At 58.4% G+C, this 24,775-nt stretch carries 25 protein-coding genes and 1 riboswitch; of the genes, 3 read left to right on the forward strand and 22 right to left on the reverse strand.

Annotated elements, in window-relative coordinates; all coding sequences use genetic code 11:
* Positions 1-3: 3 nt before the first annotated feature.
* The 11 genes from AC2FEB_RS13750 to AC2FEB_RS13800 form a co-directional block, all read right to left on the reverse strand.
* Positions 4-837, reverse strand: coding sequence for an ABC transporter ATP-binding protein (locus AC2FEB_RS13750; protein ID WP_117871394.1), 834 nt, complete (start codon positions 835-837; stop codon positions 4-6).
* A gap of 108 nt (positions 838-945) precedes the next feature.
* Positions 946-2,229 (reverse strand): ABC transporter substrate-binding protein, encoded by a 1,284-nt coding sequence (locus AC2FEB_RS13755; RefSeq protein WP_117871392.1) that lies wholly within the window; start codon positions 2,227-2,229, stop codon positions 946-948.
* 73 nt (positions 2,230-2,302) lie between these two features.
* Positions 2,303-3,379 carry a branched-chain amino acid ABC transporter permease gene (locus tag AC2FEB_RS13760; RefSeq protein ID WP_117871390.1) on the reverse strand — a complete coding sequence of 359 codons (1,077 nt, stop codon included), beginning with the start codon at positions 3,377-3,379 and terminating at the stop codon, positions 2,303-2,305.
* Between the two features lie 3 nt (positions 3,380-3,382).
* Positions 3,383-3,640, reverse strand: coding sequence for a hypothetical protein (locus AC2FEB_RS13765; RefSeq protein ID WP_117871388.1), 258 nt, complete (start codon positions 3,638-3,640; stop codon positions 3,383-3,385).
* A complete protein-coding gene (locus AC2FEB_RS13770; RefSeq protein WP_480685585.1) occupies positions 3,637-3,825 on the reverse strand; it encodes a hypothetical protein in 189 nt (62 codons plus the stop codon). The genes AC2FEB_RS13765 and AC2FEB_RS13770 overlap by 4 nt, the downstream gene beginning before the upstream one ends.
* A 10-nt stretch (positions 3,826-3,835) precedes the next feature.
* Positions 3,836-4,822, reverse strand: coding sequence for a branched-chain amino acid ABC transporter permease (locus AC2FEB_RS13775; protein ID WP_117871384.1), 987 nt, complete (start codon positions 4,820-4,822; stop codon positions 3,836-3,838).
* A gap of 29 nt (positions 4,823-4,851) precedes the next feature.
* Positions 4,852-5,670, reverse strand: a complete 819-nt coding sequence (locus AC2FEB_RS13780; RefSeq protein WP_117871382.1) for an ABC transporter ATP-binding protein — start codon at positions 5,668-5,670, stop codon at positions 4,852-4,854.
* A 78-nt stretch (positions 5,671-5,748) separates the two neighbouring features.
* A complete protein-coding gene (locus AC2FEB_RS13785) occupies positions 5,749-7,722 on the reverse strand; it encodes an AMP-binding protein (RefSeq protein ID WP_496673521.1) in 1,974 nt (657 codons plus the stop codon).
* 583 nt (positions 7,723-8,305) lie between these two features.
* Positions 8,306-8,704, reverse strand: coding sequence for a (deoxy)nucleoside triphosphate pyrophosphohydrolase (locus AC2FEB_RS13790; RefSeq protein WP_117871376.1), 399 nt, complete (start codon positions 8,702-8,704; stop codon positions 8,306-8,308).
* Positions 8,701-9,927 carry a bifunctional glutamate N-acetyltransferase/amino-acid acetyltransferase ArgJ gene (argJ, locus tag AC2FEB_RS13795; RefSeq protein WP_496673524.1) on the reverse strand — a complete coding sequence of 409 codons (1,227 nt, stop codon included), beginning with the start codon at positions 9,925-9,927 and terminating at the stop codon, positions 8,701-8,703. Before argJ ends, AC2FEB_RS13790 begins: the two co-directional genes overlap by 4 nt.
* Positions 9,928-9,933: 6 nt before the next feature.
* Positions 9,934-10,782 carry a peptidylprolyl isomerase gene (locus AC2FEB_RS13800; protein WP_496673527.1) on the reverse strand — a complete coding sequence of 283 codons (849 nt, stop codon included), beginning with the start codon at positions 10,780-10,782 and terminating at the stop codon, positions 9,934-9,936.
* A 176-nt stretch (positions 10,783-10,958) separates the two neighbouring features.
* Between AC2FEB_RS13800 and secA the strand changes: the two genes are divergently transcribed.
* The 3 genes from secA (at position 10,959) to AC2FEB_RS13815 (ending at position 16,274) form a co-directional block, all read left to right on the forward strand.
* On the forward strand, positions 10,959-13,676 hold the full coding sequence (gene secA, locus AC2FEB_RS13805) for a preprotein translocase subunit SecA (protein ID WP_496673530.1): 2,718 nt from the start codon (positions 10,959-10,961) through the stop codon (positions 13,674-13,676).
* A 99-nt stretch (positions 13,677-13,775) separates the two neighbouring features.
* Entirely contained in the window at positions 13,776-14,693 is a 918-nt protein-coding gene (locus tag AC2FEB_RS13810; RefSeq protein WP_117871368.1) for a hypothetical protein, read from the forward strand.
* Between the two features lie 24 nt (positions 14,694-14,717).
* Positions 14,718-16,274, forward strand: a complete 1,557-nt coding sequence (locus AC2FEB_RS13815) for a phosphate ABC transporter substrate-binding/OmpA family protein (RefSeq protein ID WP_496673533.1) — start codon at positions 14,718-14,720, stop codon at positions 16,272-16,274.
* A 3-nt stretch (positions 16,275-16,277) separates the two neighbouring features.
* Here AC2FEB_RS13815 and radC read toward each other — a convergent pair whose 3' ends face one another.
* Genes radC through thiD form a run of 11 tightly spaced genes read right to left on the reverse strand, consistent with a single transcriptional unit; the run spans position 16,278 to position 24,429 of the window.
* Complete coding sequence (gene radC / locus AC2FEB_RS13820; RefSeq protein WP_496673536.1) at positions 16,278-17,033, reverse strand: RadC family protein; 756 nt, start codon at positions 17,031-17,033, stop codon at positions 16,278-16,280.
* Positions 17,034-17,068: 35 nt separating this feature from the next.
* The gene (locus AC2FEB_RS13825; protein ID WP_496673539.1) at positions 17,069-17,803 is read right to left on the reverse strand and encodes an ABC transporter permease; all 735 of its coding nucleotides are present in this window, start codon (positions 17,801-17,803) and stop codon (positions 17,069-17,071) included.
* Positions 17,800-18,528 (reverse strand): ABC transporter ATP-binding protein, encoded by a 729-nt coding sequence (locus tag AC2FEB_RS13830; protein ID WP_496884131.1) that lies wholly within the window; start codon positions 18,526-18,528, stop codon positions 17,800-17,802. The genes AC2FEB_RS13825 and AC2FEB_RS13830 overlap by 4 nt, the downstream gene beginning before the upstream one ends.
* Entirely contained in the window at positions 18,525-19,199 is a 675-nt protein-coding gene (tenA, locus tag AC2FEB_RS13835) for a thiaminase II (protein ID WP_496673545.1), read from the reverse strand. The genes AC2FEB_RS13830 and tenA overlap by 4 nt, the downstream gene beginning before the upstream one ends.
* Positions 19,196-20,131: an ABC transporter substrate-binding protein gene (locus AC2FEB_RS13840; protein WP_496884132.1), complete on the reverse strand. Its 936-nt coding sequence runs from the start codon at positions 20,129-20,131 to the stop codon at positions 19,196-19,198. Before AC2FEB_RS13840 ends, tenA begins: the two co-directional genes overlap by 4 nt.
* Before the next feature lie 20 nt (positions 20,132-20,151).
* Positions 20,152-21,117: a HesA/MoeB/ThiF family protein gene (locus tag AC2FEB_RS13845; protein ID WP_496673551.1), complete on the reverse strand. Its 966-nt coding sequence runs from the start codon at positions 21,115-21,117 to the stop codon at positions 20,152-20,154.
* The gene (locus tag AC2FEB_RS13850) at positions 21,114-21,710 is read right to left on the reverse strand and encodes a thiamine phosphate synthase (protein WP_496673553.1); all 597 of its coding nucleotides are present in this window, start codon (positions 21,708-21,710) and stop codon (positions 21,114-21,116) included. The genes AC2FEB_RS13845 and AC2FEB_RS13850 overlap by 4 nt, the downstream gene beginning before the upstream one ends.
* The gene (locus tag AC2FEB_RS13855; protein WP_496673556.1) at positions 21,707-22,471 is read right to left on the reverse strand and encodes a thiazole synthase; all 765 of its coding nucleotides are present in this window, start codon (positions 22,469-22,471) and stop codon (positions 21,707-21,709) included. Before AC2FEB_RS13855 ends, AC2FEB_RS13850 begins: the two co-directional genes overlap by 4 nt.
* Positions 22,472-22,473: 2 nt before the next feature.
* On the reverse strand, positions 22,474-22,668 hold the full coding sequence (gene thiS / locus AC2FEB_RS13860; RefSeq protein WP_117871347.1) for a sulfur carrier protein ThiS: 195 nt from the start codon (positions 22,666-22,668) through the stop codon (positions 22,474-22,476).
* Entirely contained in the window at positions 22,652-23,629 is a 978-nt protein-coding gene (locus AC2FEB_RS13865) for an FAD-dependent oxidoreductase (RefSeq protein WP_496673560.1), read from the reverse strand. The genes thiS and AC2FEB_RS13865 overlap by 17 nt, the downstream gene beginning before the upstream one ends.
* On the reverse strand, positions 23,626-24,429 hold the full coding sequence (gene thiD, locus AC2FEB_RS13870) for a bifunctional hydroxymethylpyrimidine kinase/phosphomethylpyrimidine kinase (protein WP_496673563.1): 804 nt from the start codon (positions 24,427-24,429) through the stop codon (positions 23,626-23,628). Before thiD ends, AC2FEB_RS13865 begins: the two co-directional genes overlap by 4 nt.
* A gap of 44 nt (positions 24,430-24,473) precedes the next feature.
* Positions 24,474-24,579: riboswitch (TPP riboswitch) on the reverse strand.
* Positions 24,580-24,775: the final 196 nt, after the last annotated feature.

Consider the following 24,775-nt stretch of genomic DNA (forward strand, 5'->3'; position numbering starts at 1 on the left):
CGCTCACAGCCACCTCTTGCGGCGGCGATAGGACCGCACGTCGCGAAAGCTCTTGCGACCCTCATCGGACATACCAAGGTAGAATTCCTTCACGTCCGGGTTCTCGCGCAGTTCGGCGGCCGGGCCATCCATGACAACGCGCCCGGATTCAAGAATGTACCCGTAATGCGCAAACCGCAGGGCGACGTTTGTGTTCTGCTCGGCCAACAGGAAGGACACGCCCTCTTTCTCGTTGAGGTCCTTCACGATGCCGAAAATCTCTTCGACCAACTGCGGCGCGAGCCCCATCGAAGGTTCGTCCAGCAGGATCGTCTCCGGGCGCGACATCAATGCCCGGCCCATGGCAACCATCTGCTGCTCTCCACCCGACGTATAGCCAGCCTGCGAGCGGCGGCGCTCCTTCAAGCGGGGGAAGTAATTGTAGACCAGCTCCAGATCCTGCTGGATCGCCGCGCTGCCGTCTTTGCGGGTATACGCACCCGTCAGCAGGTTCTCTTCAACTGTCAGATGCTCAAAACAGTGACGGCCTTCCATCACCTGAATCACACCTTTTTCCACCAATACGGCAGGGTCGCTTTCGTGTACGCTCTGGCCACGATACTTGATCGAGCCTTTCGTAACCTCGCCGCGTTCCGAATGCAGCAGGTTCGACACTGCCTTGAGCGTGGTCGTCTTGCCCGCGCCGTTACCACCCAGCAGGGCCGTGATACCGCCCTTGGGAACAGTCAGGCTAACGCCTTTCAGCACGAGGATCACATGGTTGTAGATCACTTCGATATTGTTGACCTCAAGCAGGGTTTCCGCCTGCACGTCAGTGGTGTGTGCCGCATCCAGCATCAGCGCGTGTCCTCATGCCTGTCCCCTTCGGGACTGTTCGTGAGGAGCGGCAGTCTGCCCGCCGCTCCGAAGTTTTGAAAGCCGGCCCAAGCCGGTACGAGACTGCCTTTATTCGCAGCGCGGTTCGATGTTGTTCTCGGCTGCATAAGCTGCCGAGTCTTCCGCGATCAGAGCGTTGATCACTTCGACATCCGTTGGCTTGAAGTCCTGAACCGGGTTCCAGGTTCCGGCCGCTGCGTCCCACTGAACAACACCGACAAGACCGGGGCCGCCGTGATTGTCGCAGGAAACCGCGAACTCGGGTCCAAATCCGGACATGCCAAGCGCTTCCATCTTGGCATTGGTGATCTCCAGCGCCTCCATGCCATCGCGCATCATGGACGCGTCGATATCAGCAGTTCCGTGCAATTCTTGCGCGGTTTTCACGGCTTCGGCTGCCAGCATCGCAGCATAGAGACCGCGGTTATACTGAACTGTACCCAGTTGATCGCCTGCACCTGCTGCTTTGCCCGCGTCCACAACGTATTTCTTCAGATCGTCATAGACAGGGTAGTCCATTCCAAGACCGGTGAAGGTCAGTGCCTTGTAACCATTAGCTTTTTCACCTGCTGGTTCAACATCGAATTCAGCACCGGACCACCAGACACCGATGAAGTTTTCCATCGGGAAACGGATGTTTGCAGCTTCTTGCACGGCCACCTGGTTCATGACGCCCCAACCCCACATGATTACGTAATCGGGCTTTTCACGGCGAATCTGCAACCACTGCGACTTCTGCTCCTGACCTGGGTGATCTACGGGCAGCAAGGACAGTTCATAGCCATGTTTTTCGGCCAGAGTTTCCAGCGTGCGGATCGGTTCCTTGCCATAAGCAGAGTTGTGATAGACCAGCGCAATCTTCTTGCCGTTCAGATCTCCACCATTCTCATCCAGCAGATAGTTGATCGCGCCCGATGCACCGTTCCAGTAGTTGGCCGGATAGTTGAACACGTGGCTGAACACTTTGCCGTTCGCAGCCGATGTTCGACCGTAACCCATCGTGTGCAGCGGGATGCCATCTGCGGTGACTTTCGGAATCAGCTGATAAGTAATGCCGGTCGACAGTGGCTGATACACCAACGCGCCTTCACCTTTGGTAGACTCGTAGCATTCAACGCCTTTTTCGGTGTTATAGCCGGTTTCGCATTCGATCACCTTCGCTGCAACACCGCCGATTCCACCGTCGCGTTCGTTCACCAGAGTGAAATAGTCGGCATAGCCGTCTGCAAACGGGATACCACCAGCCGCATAAGGTCCGGTCCGGTAGCTAAGCGACGGAAATACAAGGTCGGCCATGGCCGGGCCTGCCGCCATCAACGCGCCCAGTGCTAAGGTTGCCAGTTTCTTGTTCATCGGGTGTTTCCTCCCTTAATAGATCCGATGTTGAGTTCGGGCTTTGCACCCGTCTTTTAGTTGGGCCTGCCCCTTAGTGCGGGAACGGCCAGAGTCTGAGTTTTTCCTTCGCCACGCGCCATAGCTGCGCCAGCCCGTGCGGTTCGAGAATCAGGAACATGATGATCAGGGCACCGACAATCACCAGCTGTAGATGCGCCACGATATCCGTGGGCCAGCCGAGAACATCGACGCCGACCACTTTCAGGACCACGGGCAGAAGTACAAGGAATGCTGCGCCCGCGAAGGATCCGAAGATCGAGCCCAGACCGCCGATAATGACCATGAACAGCACCAGGAACGATTTCTGGATGCCGAATACTTCGCCGACCTCAACCGCGCCCAGATAGACCGAGAAGAACAGCGCGCCCGCGATGCCCACAAAGAACGAACTGACGGCAAAGGCAGTCAGTTTCGCCTTGAGCGGGTTCACCCCGATGATCTCGGCCGCGATATCCATATCGCGGATCGCCATCCATGTCCGCCCCGTCGTGCCGCGCGTCAGGTTGCGCGCGAGAATGGCGCAGATGGTCAGGAAAATCAGGCAAAACAGGTAAGTGGCCCAAGCCGATGCATTTGGACCAGTGATGATGATGCCGAACACATCCCGTTCCGGCGCATTGATCTGCCCCGACGCCGAATAGTTGTAGAACCACGGCACCCGGTTGAAAAGCCACACCAGGAAGAATTGCGCCGCCAGCGTCGCCACCGCAAGGTAAAACCCCTTGATCCGCAAGGATGGCAGGCCAAACAGTACACCGACGATGGCCGTTATCCCGCCGGCCAGCAACACGTGAATAAACATGCTGACATCCGGGAAAGCGGTCATTAGCTTGTAACAGGCATAGGCCCCCACAGCCATGAACCCGCCGGTGCCAAGGCTGACCTGCCCGCAATACCCCACCAGAATGTTCAAGCCGATTGCTGCAATGGCATAGATCAGGAAAGGCAATAGAAGGGCGTTTGCCCAATAGTCGTTGATGATGAACGGAATGATCCCGAACGCTACGGCAAGGACGACATAGTACCGATACCGATCGAACTTGATCGGGAAAGTCTGGCTGTCAGCAACATAGGAGGTTTTGAAATCTCCGGCCTCACGATAGAACATTTCTTACTTTCCCCATTCTTCCTGCGCCCGGTTCCGGGCTTCGGCGTCCAGTTGATTGGACCCTTTGGCATATCCGCTCGCCTCCGAGGCGCGCACCAGTTTCAGGTAGGCCAGAACCCCCATGATCAGACCCGCAAAAGCCAGGATTGCCGCGATGGTCAGCTGGCCATCCGTCAGATCGTCCGAGGTCAGGGCGATATACCCAAACGCCCAGAACCCGGCCCATGCGATCACGTTGATGATGGCGATCAGCTTGGTCATGATGAACCCCACCAAGTGAACCACATCACCAATACGAACATCGCGGCAGCTGAAATCCCCATAAGCGCAATCGTGTCCACCGTATCAAGTGCAGGTTCTACGCCGGGTCCGCGATACTTGCCGCCCGAATGAACAGCGATACCTGACGCAATAGCTGCAACACACGATACGGCCACGGCGAACATCAGACGGCTCCTAAACCCTCTCAATGATCTTCTCCCCAAACAGACCCTGCGGTCGGAACACCAGAAAGATCAGCGCCAGCACATAGGCGAACCAGTTCTCGGTCGCGCCGCCGACCATCGGGCCGATGGCAAACTCGAACAGCTTCTCACCCACGCCGATGATCAGCCCGCCAACGATGGCTCCGGGGATCGAGGTGAACCCGCCCAGCATCAGCACTGGCAACGCCTTGAGCGCGATCAGCGACAGCGAGAATTGCACGCCCGACTTGGTGCCCCACATGATACCTGCGACCAGGGCGACAAATCCCGCAACCGACCAGACCATGACCCAGATGAAGTTCAAAGAGATGCCAACGGACAGCGCCGCCTGGTGATCATCTGCTACCGCCCGCATCGCGCGGCCCTGCTTTGTGTATTGGCTGAACGCGACCAGCGCCGCGACCAGAAGCGCCGCGATGACCGTCGCCACGATGTCCAGATTGTCGATGAAGAAGCCGTAGCCGAAGATGTTGAACGTCGTCTCGTCAATCCACAGGTTGATCCCCTGCGGCAGGCCCACATCCAGCGTCTTGATCTCGGACCCCCACATCAGGTCGGCGACGCCTTCCAGGAAATATGCCAGACCGATGGTCGCCATGAACAGGATGATTGGCTCCTGCCCAACCAGATGTCGCATGACGAACCGCTGCACACACCAGGCCAGCAACACCATCACACCCATCGTCAGAACGATCGCGAACAGCGCGGGCACATTCCACCCGAAGTAGTGGATATGGGTGCCGAAAGTCGCGTTGATCAGATGCGCAAATGGTACCTGCCCGTTCATGATCCCGACCAGCGTCATCGCCGCGAACAGGGCCATAACCCCTTGGGCATAATTGAAAATCCCAGACGCCTTGTAGATCAGTACAAAGCCCAGCGCGACCAGCGCATAGAGCACCCCGGCCATCAGACCGTTGAGGATGACCTCCATCCCGAAGATAATTTGATCAGGCATGCCAGCCCCTCCTCAATTCTGCCCAGAGCTTAGTCATGGCTGACCCCCAGATAGGCGTCGATGACTTCCTGATTGTTGCGCACTTCATCAGGTGTGCCGTCACCGATCTTCTTTCCGTAATCCATGACGACCACCCGGTCGCTCAGGTCCATCACAACGCCCATGTCGTGTTCGATCAGGGCGATGGTGGTGCCGAATTCGTCATTCACGTCGAGGATAAAGCGGCTCATGTCCTCTTTTTCTTCAACGTTCATACCCGCCATCGGCTCGTCCAACAGCAGCAGCTTGGGCTCCGCCGCCAGCGCCCGCGCCAGTTCGACGCGTTTCTTCAGACCGTAGGGCAGGCGTGATACCGGCGTCTTGCGGATGTGCTGGATTTCCAGAAAGTCGATGATCTTTTCAACCGCCTCGCGGTTTTCGGTCTCTTCCTTCTCGGCCTTGCCCTTCCACAGTGCCTGCTGAAGGATGTTGGTCTTCATGTAACCCAATCGTCCGGTCATGACGTTGTCCAGAACGCTCATGCCTTCGAACAAGGCGATATTCTGAAACGTCCGCGCAATCCCCTGCTGCGCCACCTCAAAGGGCCGCATCGGCGGGCGTTTGGCCCCATGAAACCAGACCTCACCCTCCTGCGGGACATAGAAGCCCGAAATCACGTTCAGCATCGAGGACTTGCCTGCCCCGTTCGGCCCGATGATGGCGCGGATCTCGCCCTCACGAATGTCGAACGAGATATCCTTGATCGCAACCACACCACCAAAGCGCAGGGTGATGTTCTTCATTTCCATCACCACACCGCCGATCTTGCGACCGTCTTCGGTGACATATCCATCGGAATTATCCAGCATCGGTCACTCCCTGACTTGCGCGAAAACGGGACGGCGGGCGGGGCGATGACTGCAGGTCGAGCGGCGCACGTACGGCCTTCATTCTGCGGCAACCTTATGTTGGGCAACGGGAACAACCGGCACGTCGACAATTTCCAGCGTCGCTGAGATCGATCCCTTGCGACCATCCTCATAGGTGACTTCTGTGGTGGTCGAGACCGTCTTGGACCCGTCATAAAGCGCGGCAATGATGTCGCTGAACTTGTCTTCGACAAAACCGCGCCGCACCTTCCGCGTCCGGGTCATCTCGCCATCATCCGCATCCAGTTCCTTGTGCAGCACCACAAAGCGATGCACCTGACAACCCGACAGCATTTCATCGGCGGCAACCGACTTGTTCACTTCTTCCACGTGGCTCCGAATCGTCTCTAACACGCGCGGATGCCCCGCCAGTTCCTGATACGAGGCATATGCGACGTTGTTGCGCTCGGCCCAGTTGCCGACCGCCGTCAGGTCGATATTGATGAAGGCCACGCAACGATCCTTGCCATTGCCGAACACGACGACCTCAAGGATATCCGGATAAAACTTCAGCTTGTTCTCGACGTATTTCGGCGCGAACATCGACCCGTCGGCCATCTTGCCCACGTCCTTGGCGCGATCGATGATCCGCAGATGCCCCGAGCTTTCCTCGATGAACCCGGCATCACCCGTGGCCACCCAGCCCTCGACATCCTTGGTCGAGGCTGTGGAGTCTGGATTGTTGAAATACTCCACAAACACACCGGGTGAGCGATAGTGAATTTCGCCCTTGTCGTCGATCTTCAGCTCAACGTCCGGCGCAGGAACACCAACAGTATCCGCGCGCACTTCGCCATCCGGCTGGACAGTGATGAACACGGTCGCTTCGGTCTGGCCATACAGCTGTTTCAGGTTGATGCCTAAAGAGCGATAGAAATCAAAAATCTCGGGCCCAATCGCCTCACCCGCCGTATAGCCCACCCGGAAGCGCCCGTACCCCAGCGTGTCTTTGAGCGGCCCGTATACCAGCAGATTGCCCAGTGCGTATTTCAACTTGTCACCCAAGCTCACCGGCTTGCCATCCAGCAACCGACCGCCGACCTTCTTGGCATGCGCCATGAAGTAGTGGAACATGCGCTGCTTGAGCTTGCTGGCATCTTCCATCCGGATCATCACATTGGTCAGTTGGGTCTCGAACACACGTGGTGGGGCGAAGAAATAGGTCGGCCCGATCTCGCGCAGATCGGTCATCATCGTGTCGGCGCTTTCAGGACAGTTCACGCAGAAGCCGCACCAATAAGCCTGACCGATGGAAAAGATGAAATCACCAACCCAGGCCATCGGCAGGTATGACAGGATGTCTTCATTCCGGGTCAGATGATCAAATTCGGCCGAGTTCTTGGCACTTTCGATCACGTTGCGGTTCGACAGCACCACACCCTTGGGCTTGCCCGTGGTGCCCGAGGTATAGAGCATCACGCAGGTGTCGTCATAGGTGAGCTCACCGATGCGCTTATCCAGTTCCGCGTCAAACCGCGCATGACCGGCGCTGCCTTCGGCCTTGATGTCGTCAAGGGCATTCATCTGGCTGTGGTCGTATTTCCGCATCCCCCGCTTGTCGGTATAGAGGATGTGTTTGACCTGATGCAGGTTTTCCTGAATCTCGATGACCTTGTCGACCTGCTCCTGATCGCCGCAGACGACATATTTCGCACCGCAATGCTCCAGCACATAGGCCATCTCTTCGGCAACCGCGTCCTGATAGAGAGGGACCGGAATGGCACCGACCATCTGCGCCGCAACCATTGACCAGTAATGTGCCGGACGGTTGCGCCCGATCACGGCGATGTGGTCGCCCTTTCCAACGCCAAGCTCCAAGAACCCCAGCGCGATGGCGCGGATTTCCCTGGCCGCTTCGGCCCAGGTCCAGCATTGCCAGATCCCAAATTCCTTTTCCCGGTAGGCCGGGGCGTCCCCGAACTGGGCCGCATTGCGGTGTAGCAGCGCCGGAAGAGAGTGTATCCCTTCAGCGCCCGACTGCGTCTGAGCCAATCTCTTTCTCCTCCCCATCCGACCCCTCCTCTGGGCCGGAAACGGCGGACCAGGGATCAACCCCGGACGCCAACGCCCCGATAAGGGACGCAGGAAAGATCAGCGTCAACTTTTTCCTGATGTTTTCTCAATTCTTACGAATTGTAACAGGGGTGGGGAGGTGGCCATTCGAGCTGTACAAGCTGCGTAACTGGTCAGTCTGTGCAGGCCAAACGGCTGCGGGCACCGCTGCAAAATTTAGATTTGGATAAGAAGGTAACTCGAACATGCAGCTTGGTTGGAAGCATCTGTCCTGTAAGCAGAAGACATTGCGCTCAATAGTTTTCGGGGCAATTGCTATGGTCGCCTGCACAATCTGGTACGACAGCATTGTACAGTGGCCGCGCGGTCGGGGTCATGTAGTCATTGCCTGTGCCTTTATCGGCTTTCCCATTCAGGCGCTTTACTACGGATTCCGATGGCGTAAGGAGCGTAATACCTAGGAATCAAACAAGTTAAATGCTCCAAAATCTACGACTAACGATCATTAAGATACAAACTTCTTCCACTTAAGTACTGTATCGTTTGCTTGTTTGTCTCATCCTTACAACCAATCCCGTAAAATCGGGATCAGCGGCACATCCGCGGCTGGCATAGGGTAATTCCGCAACTCATTTGCACGCGCCCATTTCAGCGCCTGCCCTTCCTTGGACTGCGGAATGCCGTCCCACTTGCGACAAGCAAACAGCGGCATCAGCAGGTGAAAATCGTCATAGCTGTGGCTGGCAAAAGTCAGCGGGGCGAGGCACGAGGCCCAGGTGTCGATGCCCAGCTCTTCGTGCAATTCGCGGATCAGAGCGGCCTCGGGGGTTTCGCCTGGTTCGATCTTGCCACCGGGGAATTCCCAGAGACCGGCCATAGATTTGCCCTCGGGTCGTTGGGCCAGTAGCACCCGGCCCTCAATGTCGATCAGGGCAACGGCAGACACTAATACAGTTTTCACGAGCGATAATCCGCGTTGATCTCAATATAGCCGTGGGTCAGGTCACAGGCCCAAACGGTGGACTTGCCTACGCCCAGTCCCAGATCAACCGCGATCACCAGATCCTGACCTTTCATATAGGCGGCTGCTTCATCCTCGCGGTAGTCCGGACTGACCCAGCCCTTTTCGGCAACTAGAATATCACCGAAGGAAATACTTAGCAGGTCGCGGTCGGCGGCGGCACCGGATTTGCCAATGGCCATGACAATGCGGCCCCAATTCGGGTCTTCCCCGGCAATGGCCGTTTTGACCAGCGGAGAGTTGGCGATGGCCAGACCATGTACTTTGGCATCCGAATCCGAAGCGGCGCCGGTCACACGGATTTCCACGAATTTGGTGGCGCCTTCCCCGTCGCGCACCACTTGTTGCGCAAGGTCCAGCATCACCGTTTCCAATGCCTCCGCGAAGGCGGAATTGCCGGTGGCATCAACGCCCGAAGATCCGGTCGCACACAGCAACAGGCTGTCTGAAGTCGAGGTGTCGCTGTCCACAGTGATGCAGTTGAAGGTGCGGTCTGTCTGTGCGCTCAGCATTTCCTGCAACGCGGGTTGCTCAACCCGTGCGTCAGTGAAGATATAGACCAGCATCGTCGCCATGTCCGGTGCGATCATGCCAGACCCCTTCGCAATTCCTGCAATAGAGACTGTATTGCCGTCAATTTCGACCTGTGCGCTCGCCCCTTTCGGGAACGTGTCAGTTGTCATGATCGCCCGTGCGGCATCTTCGATAGCATGGCGGCTGAGGCCGGATTTCAACGCCTCAAGCTGAACCACGATACGGTCATGTGGCAGCGGTTCGCCGATGACACCGGTGGACGAGGTAAAGACCCGCTCGACCGTAACGCCTGTTGCTTTTGAAACGGCCTGCGTCACCTCGGCCACGGAAGTTTGACCAAAATGGCCAGTGAACGCGTTGGCATTGCCCGAGTTTACAAGGATCGCCGCCGGTCCATCGTTGGGGCCACCTATTTTCTCCTGACAATCCAGAACCGGCGCGGCCCGCGTGGTCGAGCGGGTGAAGACACCCGCCACTGACGTGCCCGGATCAAGAACCGCCAGCATGACATCTGTACGGCCCTGATAGCGCACGCCCGCTTCGACGGTGGCGAAGCGCACACCATCGATCGCGGGCAGTTCAGGGAAAGACGCGGGCGCCAGCGGCGAAACCTTGGTGATCGTGGCCACGGGTCTTTACTCCTGAATCAGGTCCAGTTGGCGCATGATCTCGGGGCCCGCGCCTTCGATTACGGGGCGTTCGATCTGTGCCTGCTGCGTCAACTCGTCGATCCGCGCCTGAATGGCATCCTGTTGTATGGACTGAGCCAACTCATCGCGCACCGCGTCCAGTTCGGGTGCCTCGGTTTTGCGCTTGTCGTTCAGCTTGACCAGATGCCAGCCAAATTGAGTTTGCACCGGTTCCGACACCTGTCCTTTTTCAAGCGCGATCACTGCTTCCTCGAATTCGGGTACCATCTGGCCTTTTCCGAACCATCCAAGCGCACCACCATTCGGGCCGGACGGACCGGTCGAGTTCTCGCGTGCGAGTTCCGCAAAGTCGGCACCATCATCAAGCTGTGCCTTGAGCGCTTTGGCTTCTTCTTCCGTTTCAACCAGAATATGGCTGGCGTCGAATTCGTCTTCACCCGCAAATTCATTGAAGCGCGCGTCATAAGCGGCCTGAATGGCTTCGTCCGTAACAACATCGTTGGTCAGGGCTGCGACTGTCTGAACCGCCTGAAGCGACCGCTTTTCATTGTCGAGTGTCAGCGCGTTCTGCTTGTTCAAACCTTCCTGTTGCTGTCCCAGCAATTGCTGCTGGATCAGCTGTTCCAGAACGAAATCGAACAGAACATCATCTTCCGCTTGCTGGTATTGCGCCGGTAGAGACGCGACGGTGGCGATCACGTGGCCCAGTGTGATCTCATCCCCGTTTACTCGAGCAACTATGGTTGACGCATCCGGCTTGGTTTCGGCGGCCAGAGGCAGGGCCATCACGGCAGCGAGGGCCAGCGATGGCAGAAAAGTGAGGCCTTTGGGCATTGAATCATCCTATTTTCTTGCCGCGACAGGGCGCAGCGTTGACACTCTGGAACCTGCCGCTTACATCGCTTCGTAGCCTTGGACAGGGCCGCCTTTCACCCCCCGTATCTATGGGTTGCGCGCAAGGTGGGCAAGCCTGTCGCAACCACGAAAAGAACAGATCCGCTGGAGTGAACATGCTGGGACTCGGAACGCTCGCCAAAAAGGTGTTCGGAACACCGAACGACCGCAAGATCAAGGCGACCCGCCCGCTGGTCGAAAAGATCAACGCACTGGAACCAGAGTTTGAAAAGCTGTCGGATCAGGACCTGATCGACAAGACTGAAGAACTGCGTAAGCGCGCACTGGATGGTGAAAGCCTGGACGACCTGCTGCCCGAGGCTTTTGCCAACGTGCGCGAGGGCGCCAAACGCGCGCTTGGACTGAGGGCCTTTGATGTGCAGCTGATGGGCGGCATTTTCCTGCATCAGGGCAACATCTCGGAAATGAAGACGGGCGAGGGCAAGACACTGGTCGCCACCTTCCCGGCTTATCTGAATGCGCTGACCGGCAAGGGCGTGCACGTCGTCACGGTGAACGAATACCTGGCCAAGCGTGACGCGGAATGGATGGGCAAGGTTTTTGCTGCCGTGGGCATGACCACCGGCGTGATCTGGTCGGGCCAGTCCGACGCGGAAAAACTGGCCGCGTATTCCTGTGACATCACATATGCCACCAACAATGAGCTGGGCTTCGACTATCTGCGCGACAACATGAAGGCGGATCTGGAGCAGGTTTACCAGAAGCATCACAACTTTGCGATTGTGGACGAGGTCGACTCGATCCTGATCGATGAAGCGCGGACGCCGCTGATCATCTCGGGTCCTGCGCAGGACCGTTCGGACCTGTACACCGCCATTGATGCCTTGATCCCGACGCTGAGCGAAGATCACTACACCCTGGACGAAAAATCGCGCAATGTGACCTTCACCGATGAAGGCAACGAGTTTCTCGAGGGCCAACTGCTTCAGGCAGGCCTGATTCCCGAAGGCCATTCCCTGTATGACCCGGAAAGCACCACCGTCGTGCATCACGTCAATCAGGCGCTGCGAGCACACAAGCTGTTCCAGCGCGACAAGGATTACATTGTGCGCGACGGCAATGTTGTTCTGATCGATGAATTCACCGGCCGCATGATGCCGGGCCGTCGCCTGTCCGAAGGTCTGCATCAGGCGATCGAAGCCAAGGAAAAGGTTCAGATCCAGCCGGAAAATGTCACATTGGCCAGCGTGACATTCCAGAACTATTTCCGCCTGTACGACAAACTGAGCGGCATGACCGGCACCGCGCTGACCGAAGCCGAAGAATTTGCCGAGATTTACGGTCTGGGCGTGGTCGAAGTTCCGACCAACCTGCCGATTGCCCGTATCGACGAAGATGATCAGGTCTATCGTACAGCCGCCGAAAAATACAATGCGATGATCGCCCAGACAAAAAAGGCACAGGAAAAGGGCCAGCCTGTTCTGCTGGGGACCACGTCGATCGAAAAATCCGAACTGCTGAGCCAGATGCTGGCGAAGGAAGGAATCGAGCACAACGTTCTGAACGCCCGTCAGCATGAACAAGAGGCTGAGATCGTCGCTGATGCCGGTCGTCTGGGTGCGGTAACCATCGCCACCAACATGGCCGGTCGCGGCACCGACATTCAGCTTGGCGGCAATGTCGAGATGAAGGTGCTGAAAGCGCTTGCCGAAAATCCTGACGCTGACCCGTCCGAGCTGCGGGCCACAGAAGAAGCACGCCACGCCGAGGAAAAAGAAAAGGTGCTGGCTGCTGGTGGCCTTTACGTCATTGCGTCTGAACGCCACGAAAGCCGCCGCATCGACAACCAGCTTCGGGGTCGTTCGGGCCGTCAGGGCGACCCGGGTCGCACGGTATTCTACCTGAGCCTCGAGGATGACCTGATGCGCATCTTTGGCTCGGAACGGCTGGACAAGGTCCTGACCACGCTAGGCATGAAAGAAGGCGAGGCGATCGTCCACCCTTGGGTGAACAAGTCGCTGGAACGCGCACAATCCAAGGTCGAAGGCCGCAACTTTGATATGCGCAAGAACGTTCTCAAGTTTGACGACGTGATGAACGACCAGCGGAAGGTGATCTTCAGCCAGCGCCGCGAAATCATGTCGGCGAACGACCTGTCCGAGATCGTCTCGGATATGCGAGAACAGGTGATCGACGACCTGATTGACGAATACATGCCGCCGAAATCCTATGCCGATCAGTGGGATACGGAGGGTCTGCACGAGGCGATCAAGGACAAGCTGTCCATCGACGCCCCGGTACAGGACTGGGCGGCCGAGGAAGGCGTGGATGACGAGCAAGTGCGCGAGCGTCTGATCAAGGCCGCCGATGAGATGATGGCCCAGAAGGCCGTCGCCTTTGGCCCTGAAAACATGCGCAACATCGAGAAGCAGGTTCTGCTGCAGACCATTGACAGCAAGTGGCGCGAACACCTGCTGACACTGGAACACCTGCGTTCGGTCGTCGGCTTCCGCGGGTACGCCCAGCGCGATCCGCTGAACGAATACAAGAACGAAAGCTTCCAACTGTTCGAAAGTATGCTGGATTCCCTACGCGAAACCGTGACACAGCAATTGTCGCGCGTGCGCCCGCTGACCGAGGAAGAACAGAAAGAAATGCTGGCACAGATGGCCGGGCAGCAGGCTCAGGCGCAGCAGGCTGTGGACAAAGCCACGAATCAGGCCGAAGCAAAAGCCGAAGCTGCGGCTTCCGGTGACGCGCTGCCGGGCTTCGACGAAAACGATCCCTCTAGCTGGGGCAACCCATCCCGCAATGACCCATGTCCCTGCGGGTCAGGCAAGAAGTTCAAACACTGCCATGGCCGCCTGACCTAACGTCACCCGTCAAATCCACAATGTGTTCGTCTCGCGGCCACAAATTGGCCGCGATTCGTGGCGAAAGTGCGATTTGCTCCTTCAACTGGGGAGGGTGTCTTGTTTGTAGTTCGAAACTACGTAACCATGTGCGGAACGGTCGCTTGTGCATTGGGCATTGGCTACCTGATGCAAAACGGATCACCTGCGCAGCCTGCCGGTGCGCAGCAAGGGGTCGACGTCGCGTCGGCATCCGAGCAGTCTTCGGTTCTGTCGGGGCTGGATGGTATCGTACAGACTTCGGCTACTGTCTCTGACGCGATTCCGGGCAACGCCACGCCTGTATCCCGTGCAGTTCCGGCGCCTTCCAGGCCTTCTGATTGCAGTATAAGTGCACGCGCTGTTGCAGTTCCCGGCGCGATGGCGCGCCTGTCCCTCAAAGCGCCGTGCCACAAGAACGAGCGGGTTGAAGTCCACCATAGCGGCCTGACGGTCAGCCAGAAAACCAACGAATCCGGTGCTCTGGACATGACGATCCCGGCACTTTCGGAATATGCGATTTTTCTGATTTCATTTGAAAATGAAGCGGGCACTGTCGCCACCACTCACGTTACCGATATTGCCGAATATGACCGCGTCGCCCTACAATGGCAGGGTGATACTGAGTTGCAGATTCACGCGCTGGAATTTGGGGCAAGCTATGGCAGCAGCGGCCATGTATGGGATGATGCATCGGCAAAAGGCGCAGGAGAAGTTCTGCGCCTGGGCCAGGCGGGTCTGGGTGATACCAAGAATGTCCAAGTGTATTCCTTTCCGGCAGGCACAACGGATCGGTCCGGCACCATCGACCTGACAGTCGAAGCTGAAGTGACCGAAGCCAATTGCGGGCACACGTTGAATGTGCAGGCGCTGGAACTTCTTTCGGATCGCCGCCTGCGGTCGCGCGACATGTCCCTGACCCTGCCTGATTGTTCACAAGCCGGTGAGTTTCTGGTGTTGAATAATCTGCTCTCAGACCTGACAATTGCGGCAAAGTAATCCGCAGGCAGGCTCGGCTCTCTTATGACTTTCTTTCGTGCGGCGGTGACCGCGCTGTTTTTCGTTGCAAGTGCGACCTGTGCCGTGGCGCAGGACATCACGCTGACGTCTCATGACGGCAAGGTCGAAGTAACAGGCAACCTGCTGGGCTTTGACGGCGAATTCTACCGCGTTGACACGCAGTTCGGTGAGTTGACCGTTGATGGTTCGGGCGTCACATGCGACGGACCTGCGTGCCCCAGCCTGACGGATTTCGTAGCCGAGTTGCGGTTTTCCGGATCATCGGTAATGGCCGAAACGGTCTTGCCCGCGCTGATCATCGGGTTTGCGCGGCAGGAAGACCTGACCGCAACGCCTGCCCGCGTGGATTCGGACACCTTCGTCTATGAGCTTTTTCAGGCAGGCCGTCAGGCCCCGCTGGCGCGGTTCTACTTTGACGTCGGGACCACGGATCGCGGGTTTGCCAAGCTGATCGAGGATCAGACAGATATCGTGATGGCCCTGCGCGAAGTACGCGAGGTGGAACGGGATGCAGCAGAATCCGCAGGGCTGGGTGATCTGAAACGGGCCCGACGATCCAGGGTTGTTGCATTGGACGCCATGGTTCCGGTGGTGGCACCCGATAGTGTGATGCGTCAGATTTCGCTGGCCGATTTGGCGCGCATTCTGTCAGGTGAAGTGAAGAACTGGGTGGACCTGGGCGGGCCGGATGCACCGATCGCCTTGCATGTGCCGGATCCGGGATCAGGGCTGGCGCAGGCCGTCGAGGATCAGGTCCTGAAAACGGCCGGTGTGGAAATGTCTGAAAGTGCGATCCGCCATGCGCGCGCACGCGATCTGATCAGGGCTGTGGCCAAAGATCCGTTTTCCATCGGAATCGCCAGCAAGGCGACAGCCGACAACGTCCGAGCCCTGCCGCTGACCGGAGGTTGTGGGCATCCGCTGGCAGCAACCCGTCAATCGATCAAGACTGAGGATTATCCGCTGAATCTGCCGATGTTCCTATATCTGCCCGAACGCCGCCTGCCGCGGATCGCGCGACAGTTTCTGGCCTATAGCCTAAGCCCCGGTGCCCAGATGGCCATTCGTGACGCAGGTTACGTGGATCAATCGCCCGAAATCTTGCCGATTGGCGTACAAGGCGGCCGGCTGGCCAACGCCATCGCCACCGGAGGGCCAGAGGTTGGGCTGGACGAGCTTCAGCGCATGATCAAAACACTGCGTCCCCTGTCGCGCCTGTCCCTATCGGTCCGGTTCGAGCCGGGGTCGTCCCGCCCGGACGCACAGTCACGCTCCAACATTCAGCAGTTGGCGCATATGCTTGATGCCGGAACACTGAACGCACGCAAGCTGGTGTTTGCTGGCTTCAGCGACGGGGATGGTGGGGCCGCCGCCAACGCCCGCATTGCCCTGCGGCGTGCGCAAACCGTGCGAAACGCGGTTCTGGCCGCAGCTGAGACATCAATATCAGACAGTATCGAGGTATCCACCGAAGGATTTGGCGAAGCAATGCCGATGGCCTGTGACGACACCGAATGGGGGCGCAAGGTCAACCGCCGGGTCGAGATCTGGGTGCAGTAGACGTTACAGATGCCCTTCCGCACGAAAGCTCAACTCGGTCGATTTTCCTATGATTAGGTGGTCGTGCAGGGTCAGGCCCAACGCCGAACAGGCATCCTGAATACGGTTGGTCATGTCGATATCCGATTGCGAGGGCGTCGGATCACCCGACGGGTGGTTGTGCACCAGAATCAGGGCCGAGGCATTCAGCTCGAGCGCCCTTTTCGCGACCTCGCGCGGGTACACCGGCACATGATCCACAGTGCCCTTGGCCTGTTCCTCATCCGCGATCATTACGTTCTTGCGATCCAGATAGAACACGCGGAACTGTTCGATCTCACGATGCGCCATCGTGGTGTGACAGTAATCCAGCAGCGCGTCCCAGCCCGAGATCACATGCCGCTGCATCACTCGGGCGCGGGCCATCCGGTGGGCACAGGCCTCAAGGATCTTCAGGTCTGTGATTATAGTATCCCCAACGCCCTTGATCTGACGCAGCCGTTCCTCGGGCGCGGTCAGGACACGATTGAAATCACCAAAGGTATCCATCAACGCCCGTGCCAGTGGCTTCACATCCTGCCGGGGAATGGACCGGAACAAGACCAGCTCCAGCAGCTCATAATCCGGCATTGCGGCCGACCCACCCGCGATGAACCGTTCACGCAGTCGCCTGCGGTGGTCTTTAATGTAGGAGGGTAAACGACCAGAGGGCAGCGGCTGCGCCGGCGCTTCGTCCGTATCAAACAGCATCGGGGCTTCGGCAAAGGCGTCCTGTGTCATAACCTCACCCTGACCCAGAATAGGTTTCTGATTGGTTAACGCATCTCACCTGCCATGCGTGCCGTGGCCCGGCGGACAATCATGTGCAGAAGGATCGAGAACACACCCAGCGTCAACATCGCGGCAAACATGAGATCGGTCTTGGCCCGCCCATTGGCCAGCAGCATCAGATAGCCCAGCCCCTGCGACGAGCCGACCCATTCACCGATCACTGCCCCAATCGGTGCATACACCGCCGCCAGCCGCATCCCCGACGCCAGCGACGGCAGAGCAGCCGGAATACGGATATGCCACAATACGGCGCGCTTGCTGGCCTGCATCGTTCGGGCCAGATCCAGATACCCCGAAGGGGTGCGCATAAGCCCGTCGAAGAAAGACGAGGTGATCGGGAAATAGATGATCAGCACTGCCATGGCGACCTTGGACCAGAGCCCGTAGCCCAGCCACAGTGTCAGCAACGGAGCCAATGCGAAAACCGGCAGAGCCTGCGTAAACACGAGCATCGGCTGTACCAGCACCCGCGCCGCCCGAGAGTTTGCCAACTGCAACGCGGTGACGACACCCAGCAGCGTCCCGCACGCCATACCGATAACCACTTCGATCGCCGTGATCCAGGTATGTTCCGCTATCACCCAGCGGTTCTGCCACCAGGTCTCGGCCACCACGGCAGGCCCAGGCAGGATGAATTTTGGCAATCCGGTCAGGGTCACGATGCCCTGCCAGATCAACAAAGCAAACAAAGTTGCGGCCAATGCAGAAAAATGCTTCATGCCGCGCCCTCACGGAGAAGACGCAGCAAGGCACCTTGGGTTTCCAATGTCTCCAAGTCGTCCACGCTGCGCGGGACCGGGGCGTGCGGCGGGTCGCAGGGCGTCAATCCGTGTTCCGTCATCACTACGATGGATTGCCCCAAACGCGCAGCTTCCGCCGGATCATGTGTCACAAGAAGGACGGTGCGGCCGTTCAAAGCTTCGGCGGCCAGTTCCTGCATGTCAGCGCGGGTGCGGGCATCAAGCGCCGAAAAGGGCTCGTCCAGCAAAACAACGGGGCGATCTTCCATCAAGGTCCGGGCCAAAGCGACACGCTGGCGTTGCCCACCGGACAACGCGTTGGGCTTCTTGTTCATGTGATCCTGCAGCCGCATACGTTCGATAAGGCGGTCGCGTCGATCAAGATCAACGGTTTCACCACGCAAACGCGCGCCCAGAGAGACATTCTGCGCAACGGTTGCCCAGGGTAACAGAAGATCGTCCTGAGCCATGTATGAGACACGCCCAGATACCGGAAAGCCATCACTGGCCGTGATTCGACCAGCAAAAACCGCCCCGGTCTCGAGCCCGGCAATCAACCGCAGAATTGTGGTTTTTCCCACGCCCGAACCGCCCAGCAGGCACGTCCACGCCGCGGCCCCAAGGGTCAGGGACAGCGGCGCAAACAGGGTCGCGCCGTCGATCGTGGCGGTACCGCTGATGGTCAGATCGGGCGCAGGGGTCATGGAGTCAAACCCATCTGCCAGAAGTCAACCTCAAGCTCTGTCGCCTTGCGGAAGGTCTGGCACAGTCGATCCCAGCGTGGCGAATCCTGAAAATCTGCCCCAATGCGTCTTGTTAGAGCCTGATCCAGCAACTCGCCGACCGCCGCACATGCGTCTTGGTAGTCTTCGCCAGCATAAGTGTCGATCCAGCCGCGATATGTCCCCGAAGTTTCTTCAGCGGACAGACGCGTACCGATCTCACCATATCCCATGACGCAAGGAACAAGCGCCGCCAGCAGATCCAGAAGGTCTCCGCTGTAGCCTGCTTCCAGGACAAAACGGGTATAGGCCAGATTCTCGTGACGCTCCGGTGTGGCAAACAGCTCAGCCTGCGAGATGCCTTCTGCCGCGCAGATACCGATATGCAGTTTCATCTCTTCGCTGATCAAACCGTTCACGGTTCGCGATGCGGCAAGCATTTCTTCATGCGTTTCCGATTTCACCACCGCCAGGGCCCACGCGCGGCTGAAGTGGATAAGGAACACATAATCCTGCCGCAGGTAGTGCAGAAACGCCTCGCGCGGCAGCGTTCCATCTTTCATGCCCTCCACGAAGGCGTGGCCGGTATAATCCCGCCACGGCCCCGCCGCAGCATCACGCATCAGCGCAAAGGCTTTGCCATAGTTGCTCATTGCGCGGTCACGTCGATGGTGATGTCACTGACCGGAAGGACGCTGTCGATCATCCCGCTTTCGTTCAGGAAGGTTTCGAACCGAGCATAACGACCGGCCTCAAAACCTGCCGGACGCAGTGCAAAGCGCGGCAGTGTATCAACCCAGGCGCGGGCATTCAGCTCGTCCTGAAGTTCGGGCGAGGTGGCCGCAAAGATCTCCCAGCTTTTCTCCGGATTGTTGACGATATATTGAGTCGCTTTTTCTGTCGCGGCGAGGAACCTGGCAATCTTGTCCTTGTCCATCGTATCCGGGTTGGCGACATAGATCAGTTCGTCATAAGACGGAACGCCCTCTTCCTCGATGTAGAAGCAGGTGCCGGGACGACCTTCGATATCCATCTGGTTCAGCTCGAAGTTGCGATATGCGCCAATGACCGCATCCACCTGACCGGTCATCAGCGACGGCGAGAGGGAAAAGTTGACGTTGATCAGTTCAACATCGTCCAGAGCAACACCATATTTGCCCAGAACGGTACCAAGGATGGCTTCTTCCACCCCTGCAACCGAGAACCCGATTTTTTTACCCTTGAGGTCGGCCGGCGACTTGATTGGCCCGTCTTCCAGCACCAGAAGACAGTTCAGTGGTGTTGCGACCAGTGTTCCAACGCGCTTCAAGGGCAAACCCTCGTGAATCTGCAGGTGCAATTGCGGTTGGTAAGACACTGCCAGATCAGCCTGACCGGCAGCCACCAAGCGTGGCGGGGCGGACGGGTCGGCGGGCGGAACGATCTCGACCTCAAGCCCCTGTTCGGCAAAATAGCCGTTTTCCTGCGCCACGATGATGGGACCATGGTCAGGGTTGATGAACCAGTCCAGCAGGACGGTCATCTGGTCTTCGGCCCATGCTGGCGCGGCGGCCAGAAGGGCGATGGCTGTCATCAGCTTTTTCATGTCTCGCGTTTCCTTTTTCTTCACGAGGTTGAAGCCGCGACGAGGACAATCTCGCCCGGCCAATCTGGTTGAATCTGTTCGGCGGCGCGCCATGCACGCAGACCGGTGGCACAGCAAATCACCAGCCGTTTTCCCTTGTTAGGGTCTATTTCGTGTAAGTTATCCGGTGATATGCGCGTCGCGTTCGAATGGGTGGGTACGGGCGCTTCCTGCGAACTGCGTAGCTCGATTATTTGATCCGTGTCCTTCAGCTGGCTTGTGGACAGAAAGCGAAAGCAGCTGTCGGGCTCGGGTGCATCATCAAAGCGAAACCCAGTGCTGCGCAGGGTTCTTGCGTCATATTGAACCAACTGCCCAAGGGGCGCGGGATCAAGCCCAAGGATCACGTTAAGCGCCATCTGCGCTTGAATCGCCCCGATCACGCCAACCACGGGGCCCAGAACCCCCGCAGTGGCGCAGCTGGCGCCACTGTCCGGCGCATCTGGAAAGACAGCGCGCAGGGACGGGCCCCCACCGCAGAACCCACCCACATAACCCGAAAGCCCCAGAACCGAGGCACTGATCAAAGGCTTGCCTTGCGCCAGACAAGTATCCGACAGGATGTAGCTGGCCGCGTAGCTGTCAGCGCAATCCAGAATGATATCAGCTCGCGAGACCATTTCAGGCGCGTTCTCGCCAGTCAGAACCTGATTCAAACCTGTGACATCAGTTTCACCATTCAGCGCGCGACAACGGGCGGCGGCGGTTTCCGCCTTGGATTGCCCGCAATCGGCCTCGGAGAAAAACGTTTGACGGTGCAGGTTCGACAGATCGACGGTGTCACCATCCAGTATCGTTACTTGTCCGACCCCGGCCCCCGCCAAAAGCGGCAGAACCGGTGCAGCAAGACCGCCCGCACCGACGACCAGAACACGGGCCGCTGACAGTCGTGCCTGCCCTTGCGCCCCAACTTCGGGCAGAAGCGTCTGGCGGGCATATCGGCTCATCGTGTGACCTCAATCCACGCGCGCAGCCGGGCTTCGGGGTCGGCATTCAGTGTGATGTCCGTGACCGCCGAGACAATGTCCGCCCCGGCCTCCAGCACACCTGCCGCGCGCTCAACACTCATCCCACCAATACCAACCAAAGGAATACCACCGACCCGCGCCTTCCATTCCGTTACGCGGGGCAGGCCCTGCTGATGCCATTTCATCTTTTTCAGAATGGTGGGGTAGACTGGACCCAGGGCCACGTAGTCGGGATCCATGGCCAGTACACGCTCAAGCTCATCATCGTCATGGGTGGAAACACCCAGTTTCAGACCCGCTTTTCGAATGGCTTTCAGGTCTGCATCGTTCAGATCTTCCTGTCCCAGATGAATCCAATCGCAACCCAGATCGATCGCGTGCTGCCAATAGTCATTGATAACCAGAACCGCCCCATGGTCGCGGCACAGATCGCGGGAGACTGCAATCTGGTCGCGCACCACATCGTCTGGCTGATCCTTGACGCGCAGCTGCACCAGTTTCACGCCCAGCGGCAGCATCCGCCGCAGCCAGTCCGAGTGATCAAAGATTGGATAGAAACGGTCCAGCGTCATGACAGGAATGCCTTTCCAACAACCGGAGTGGAAGGTTCAGCCATATCGCGCGCCTCGATCGGGTCTGCCTGATGGGCCAACTGCCCGGCAAGGGTTGCCTGCGCCATCGCTCTGGCCATCAGAACAGGATCTCCGGCGCGGGCCACAGCGGTGTTGAGCAGAACCGCGTCATAGCCCAGTTCCATCGCGTGGGCCGCGTGGCTGGGCAAGCCGATACCGGCATCCACGACCAGGGGTATGTCAGAAAACTCGGCCCGCATCGCGCGTAGGGCATATTCGTTGTTCAAACCACGCCCGGACCCGATAGGCGCACCCCAGGGCATCAGCACCTCGCACCCCGCTTCAAGCAGGCGTTCCCCCACGATCAGGTCATCGGTGGTGTATGGAAAAACCTGAAACCCGTCCTCGGTCAGAATGCGCGCGGCTTCGACCAGTTGGAAGACGTCTGGTTGCAGGCTGTCCGTGTGTCCGATGAGTTCCAGCTTGATCCATCGGGTCTCAAACACTTCGCGGGCCATATGGGCGGTCGTCACGGCCTCTTTCACCGTATGGCAACCGGCGGTGTTGGGCAGGATGCGTACACCCAAGTCGCGGATCATGTTCCAAAAGGTCTGGCCCGCACCCGCTTCGCGCCGAAGGGAAACCGTCGCAACGCCTGCGCCGCTTTCGCGGAAGGCGTTTTCCAGAATGGCCGGGCTTGGATATTGCGCCGTGCCCAGCATCAGCGGGTTGGGCAGTTCAGTGTCGTAAAACGTCTTCATCTTCAACCCCCCTGCATCGGAGCGACAACTTCAACCCGGTCGCCTTCAGCCAGTTTGTGAGCGATGCGCAGGCTTGAGGGCACGAAATCTTCGTTCACGGCGGTCGCCACACGACCCGAGAAACCGCATTCTTCCAACAATTCCGACAGGGTTTCGGCGTGCACCTCGCGCGCCTCGCCGTTAAGCACGATCTTCATCGACCATCTCCGAATGTGTGTTGTCCAGCGCCAGATCCGCAACGCCCCGCGCCAGTGCCGGTGCCAGCAGATACCCGTGGCGATAGAGCCCGTTGGCATAGATCGTCCGGCCCAAACGTCGGATACGCGGCAAGTTGTCAGGGAAGGCGGGGCGCAGATCGACGCCTATCTCCAAAACTTCAGCTTCGCCAAAAGCCGGGTTCACGGCATAGGCTGCGCTGAGCAGTTCCAGCATCGAGCGGGCGGTGATGCGACCGCTATCCTCGGATTCGATCATGGTCGCACCCAACATATAGACGCCGTCGCCGCGCGGAACGATATAGAGCGGCATCCGCGGGTGCAGCAATCGAACCGGGCGTGTCAGTTCCACGTCAGGGCATCGAATAACCAACATCTCGCCCTTCACGCCGCGTAGATCATGCAGGTATTCGCGCGCGTGAAGACCACGGCAGTCAATGGCATTTTCCAACTGGGCAGGTGCCAGTTTCCGGTGGAGCTCCACGCCCTGGCTTAGCAATTGACGATGCAGATCGCGCAGCGCCTGGCGCGGATCGACATGGGCTTCGTGTTCGAAGAACAGGCCCTGGCCAAACCTCGCCAGATCAGGCTCTAATTCGGATATTTTTGCCCGTTTGACCATTGTGAACTCTTTTGTTCGACGCGCGAAGCGGTGCAGGTCCGGCACATCACGGGCGCTCGCGACAACAAGCGTTCCCCGCTGGGTCACCTTGGTGCGTTGAGCCCACCATTCGATCGCAGACTGCCCCAGGCGCAGCACCGGTTCTTCCGCGTTTTCATATTCGCACCACGGTGCCAGCATTCCCCCGGCCCACCACGAACAGCCATGCGGGCCCGGTGGCCCGCCGGGGTCGAATATCTGCACTTTCGCACCGCGCGACGCCAGTTCGCTGGCAACGGCAAGACCGGCAACCCCTGCTCCTATGACAGACCAAAGCGTCACGAGGGCCAAACCCGGTGGAAATGATGCACCGGGCCGTGCCCAGCGCCGACATTCAACTCATCCGCGCGCGCGATGGCCCCTTGCAGATAGTCATGCGCCTGCGCAACCGCGTCCCTCAGGGCCAGCCCATTGGCCAAACCGGCAGTGATGGACGACGACAAAGTACACCCTGTCCCATGGGTGTTTTTTGTATCCTGACGCGGGGCCTGAAACTCGGCCACGGTACCCGAAGGATCAATCAGCATATCGTGGCAGATATCACCCGACCCGTGTCCGCCTTTCATAACTACTGCATCCGCACCCAAGGCGCACAACGCTTGGCCCTGTTCGGCCATCTCTTCCGGGGTTTCCGCCGATTGCGTGTTCAGCAGACACGCCGCCTCAGGCAGATTTGGCGTGAGAACCGTCGCCATTGGCAACAACACATCGCGCAGCGTCCGGACCGCCTCTTTCGCCAGCAGGGCATCGCCGGATTTGGCGATCATAACCGGATCAAGAACGACAGGACCTTCAAACGCCGCTAAACCCCTGGCGACTGTATGAATGATCTCAGGTGTCGCGAGCATGCCGATTTTGACGGCCTTGACGTCCAGATCACTCAGAACCGTCTCAATTTGGGCAGCAATTACGTCCAGTGGAATCCCATGCACCGCGGTGACAGCTTGCGTGTTCTGCGCGGTCACGGCGGTGATGACACTCGCCCCAAAAACACCCAGCGCTGACATAGCCTTTAGGTCGGCCTGAATGCCCGCGCCACCGCCGCTATCAGATCCTGCTATGGTCAGGGCAATTGCCGCCATGTCGTTGCTCCATCTTCTTTGGGCAACGGGGTAAGGAAAACGTCTGTGTTCAAGAGACCGTTCCCTACGCCGGAATTGCCCGGATCAGGTTCGATGGGTTAACGCGATTGCGCCTCTCAGCCCTGTAACAGGGCACCCCAACGGTTGAGGCGGACAATCTCAGGGTCGAGGATCAGAATCAAGACTCAATTTCCAAGACGTATTGCCACTTTCAGCTTTCTGCTAAGGCCAAAACACTATGAGAATAATAGTGTCCAGCGAGGCTCCCCCTCGCGCTCCGGGATATTTTTAGCCAGATGAAGAACGAGTCCCTTGCTTCATCTGGCCATCAATATCCCGGGGGAAT

The organism is Ruegeria sp. YTSC106 (assembly GCF_059609765.1).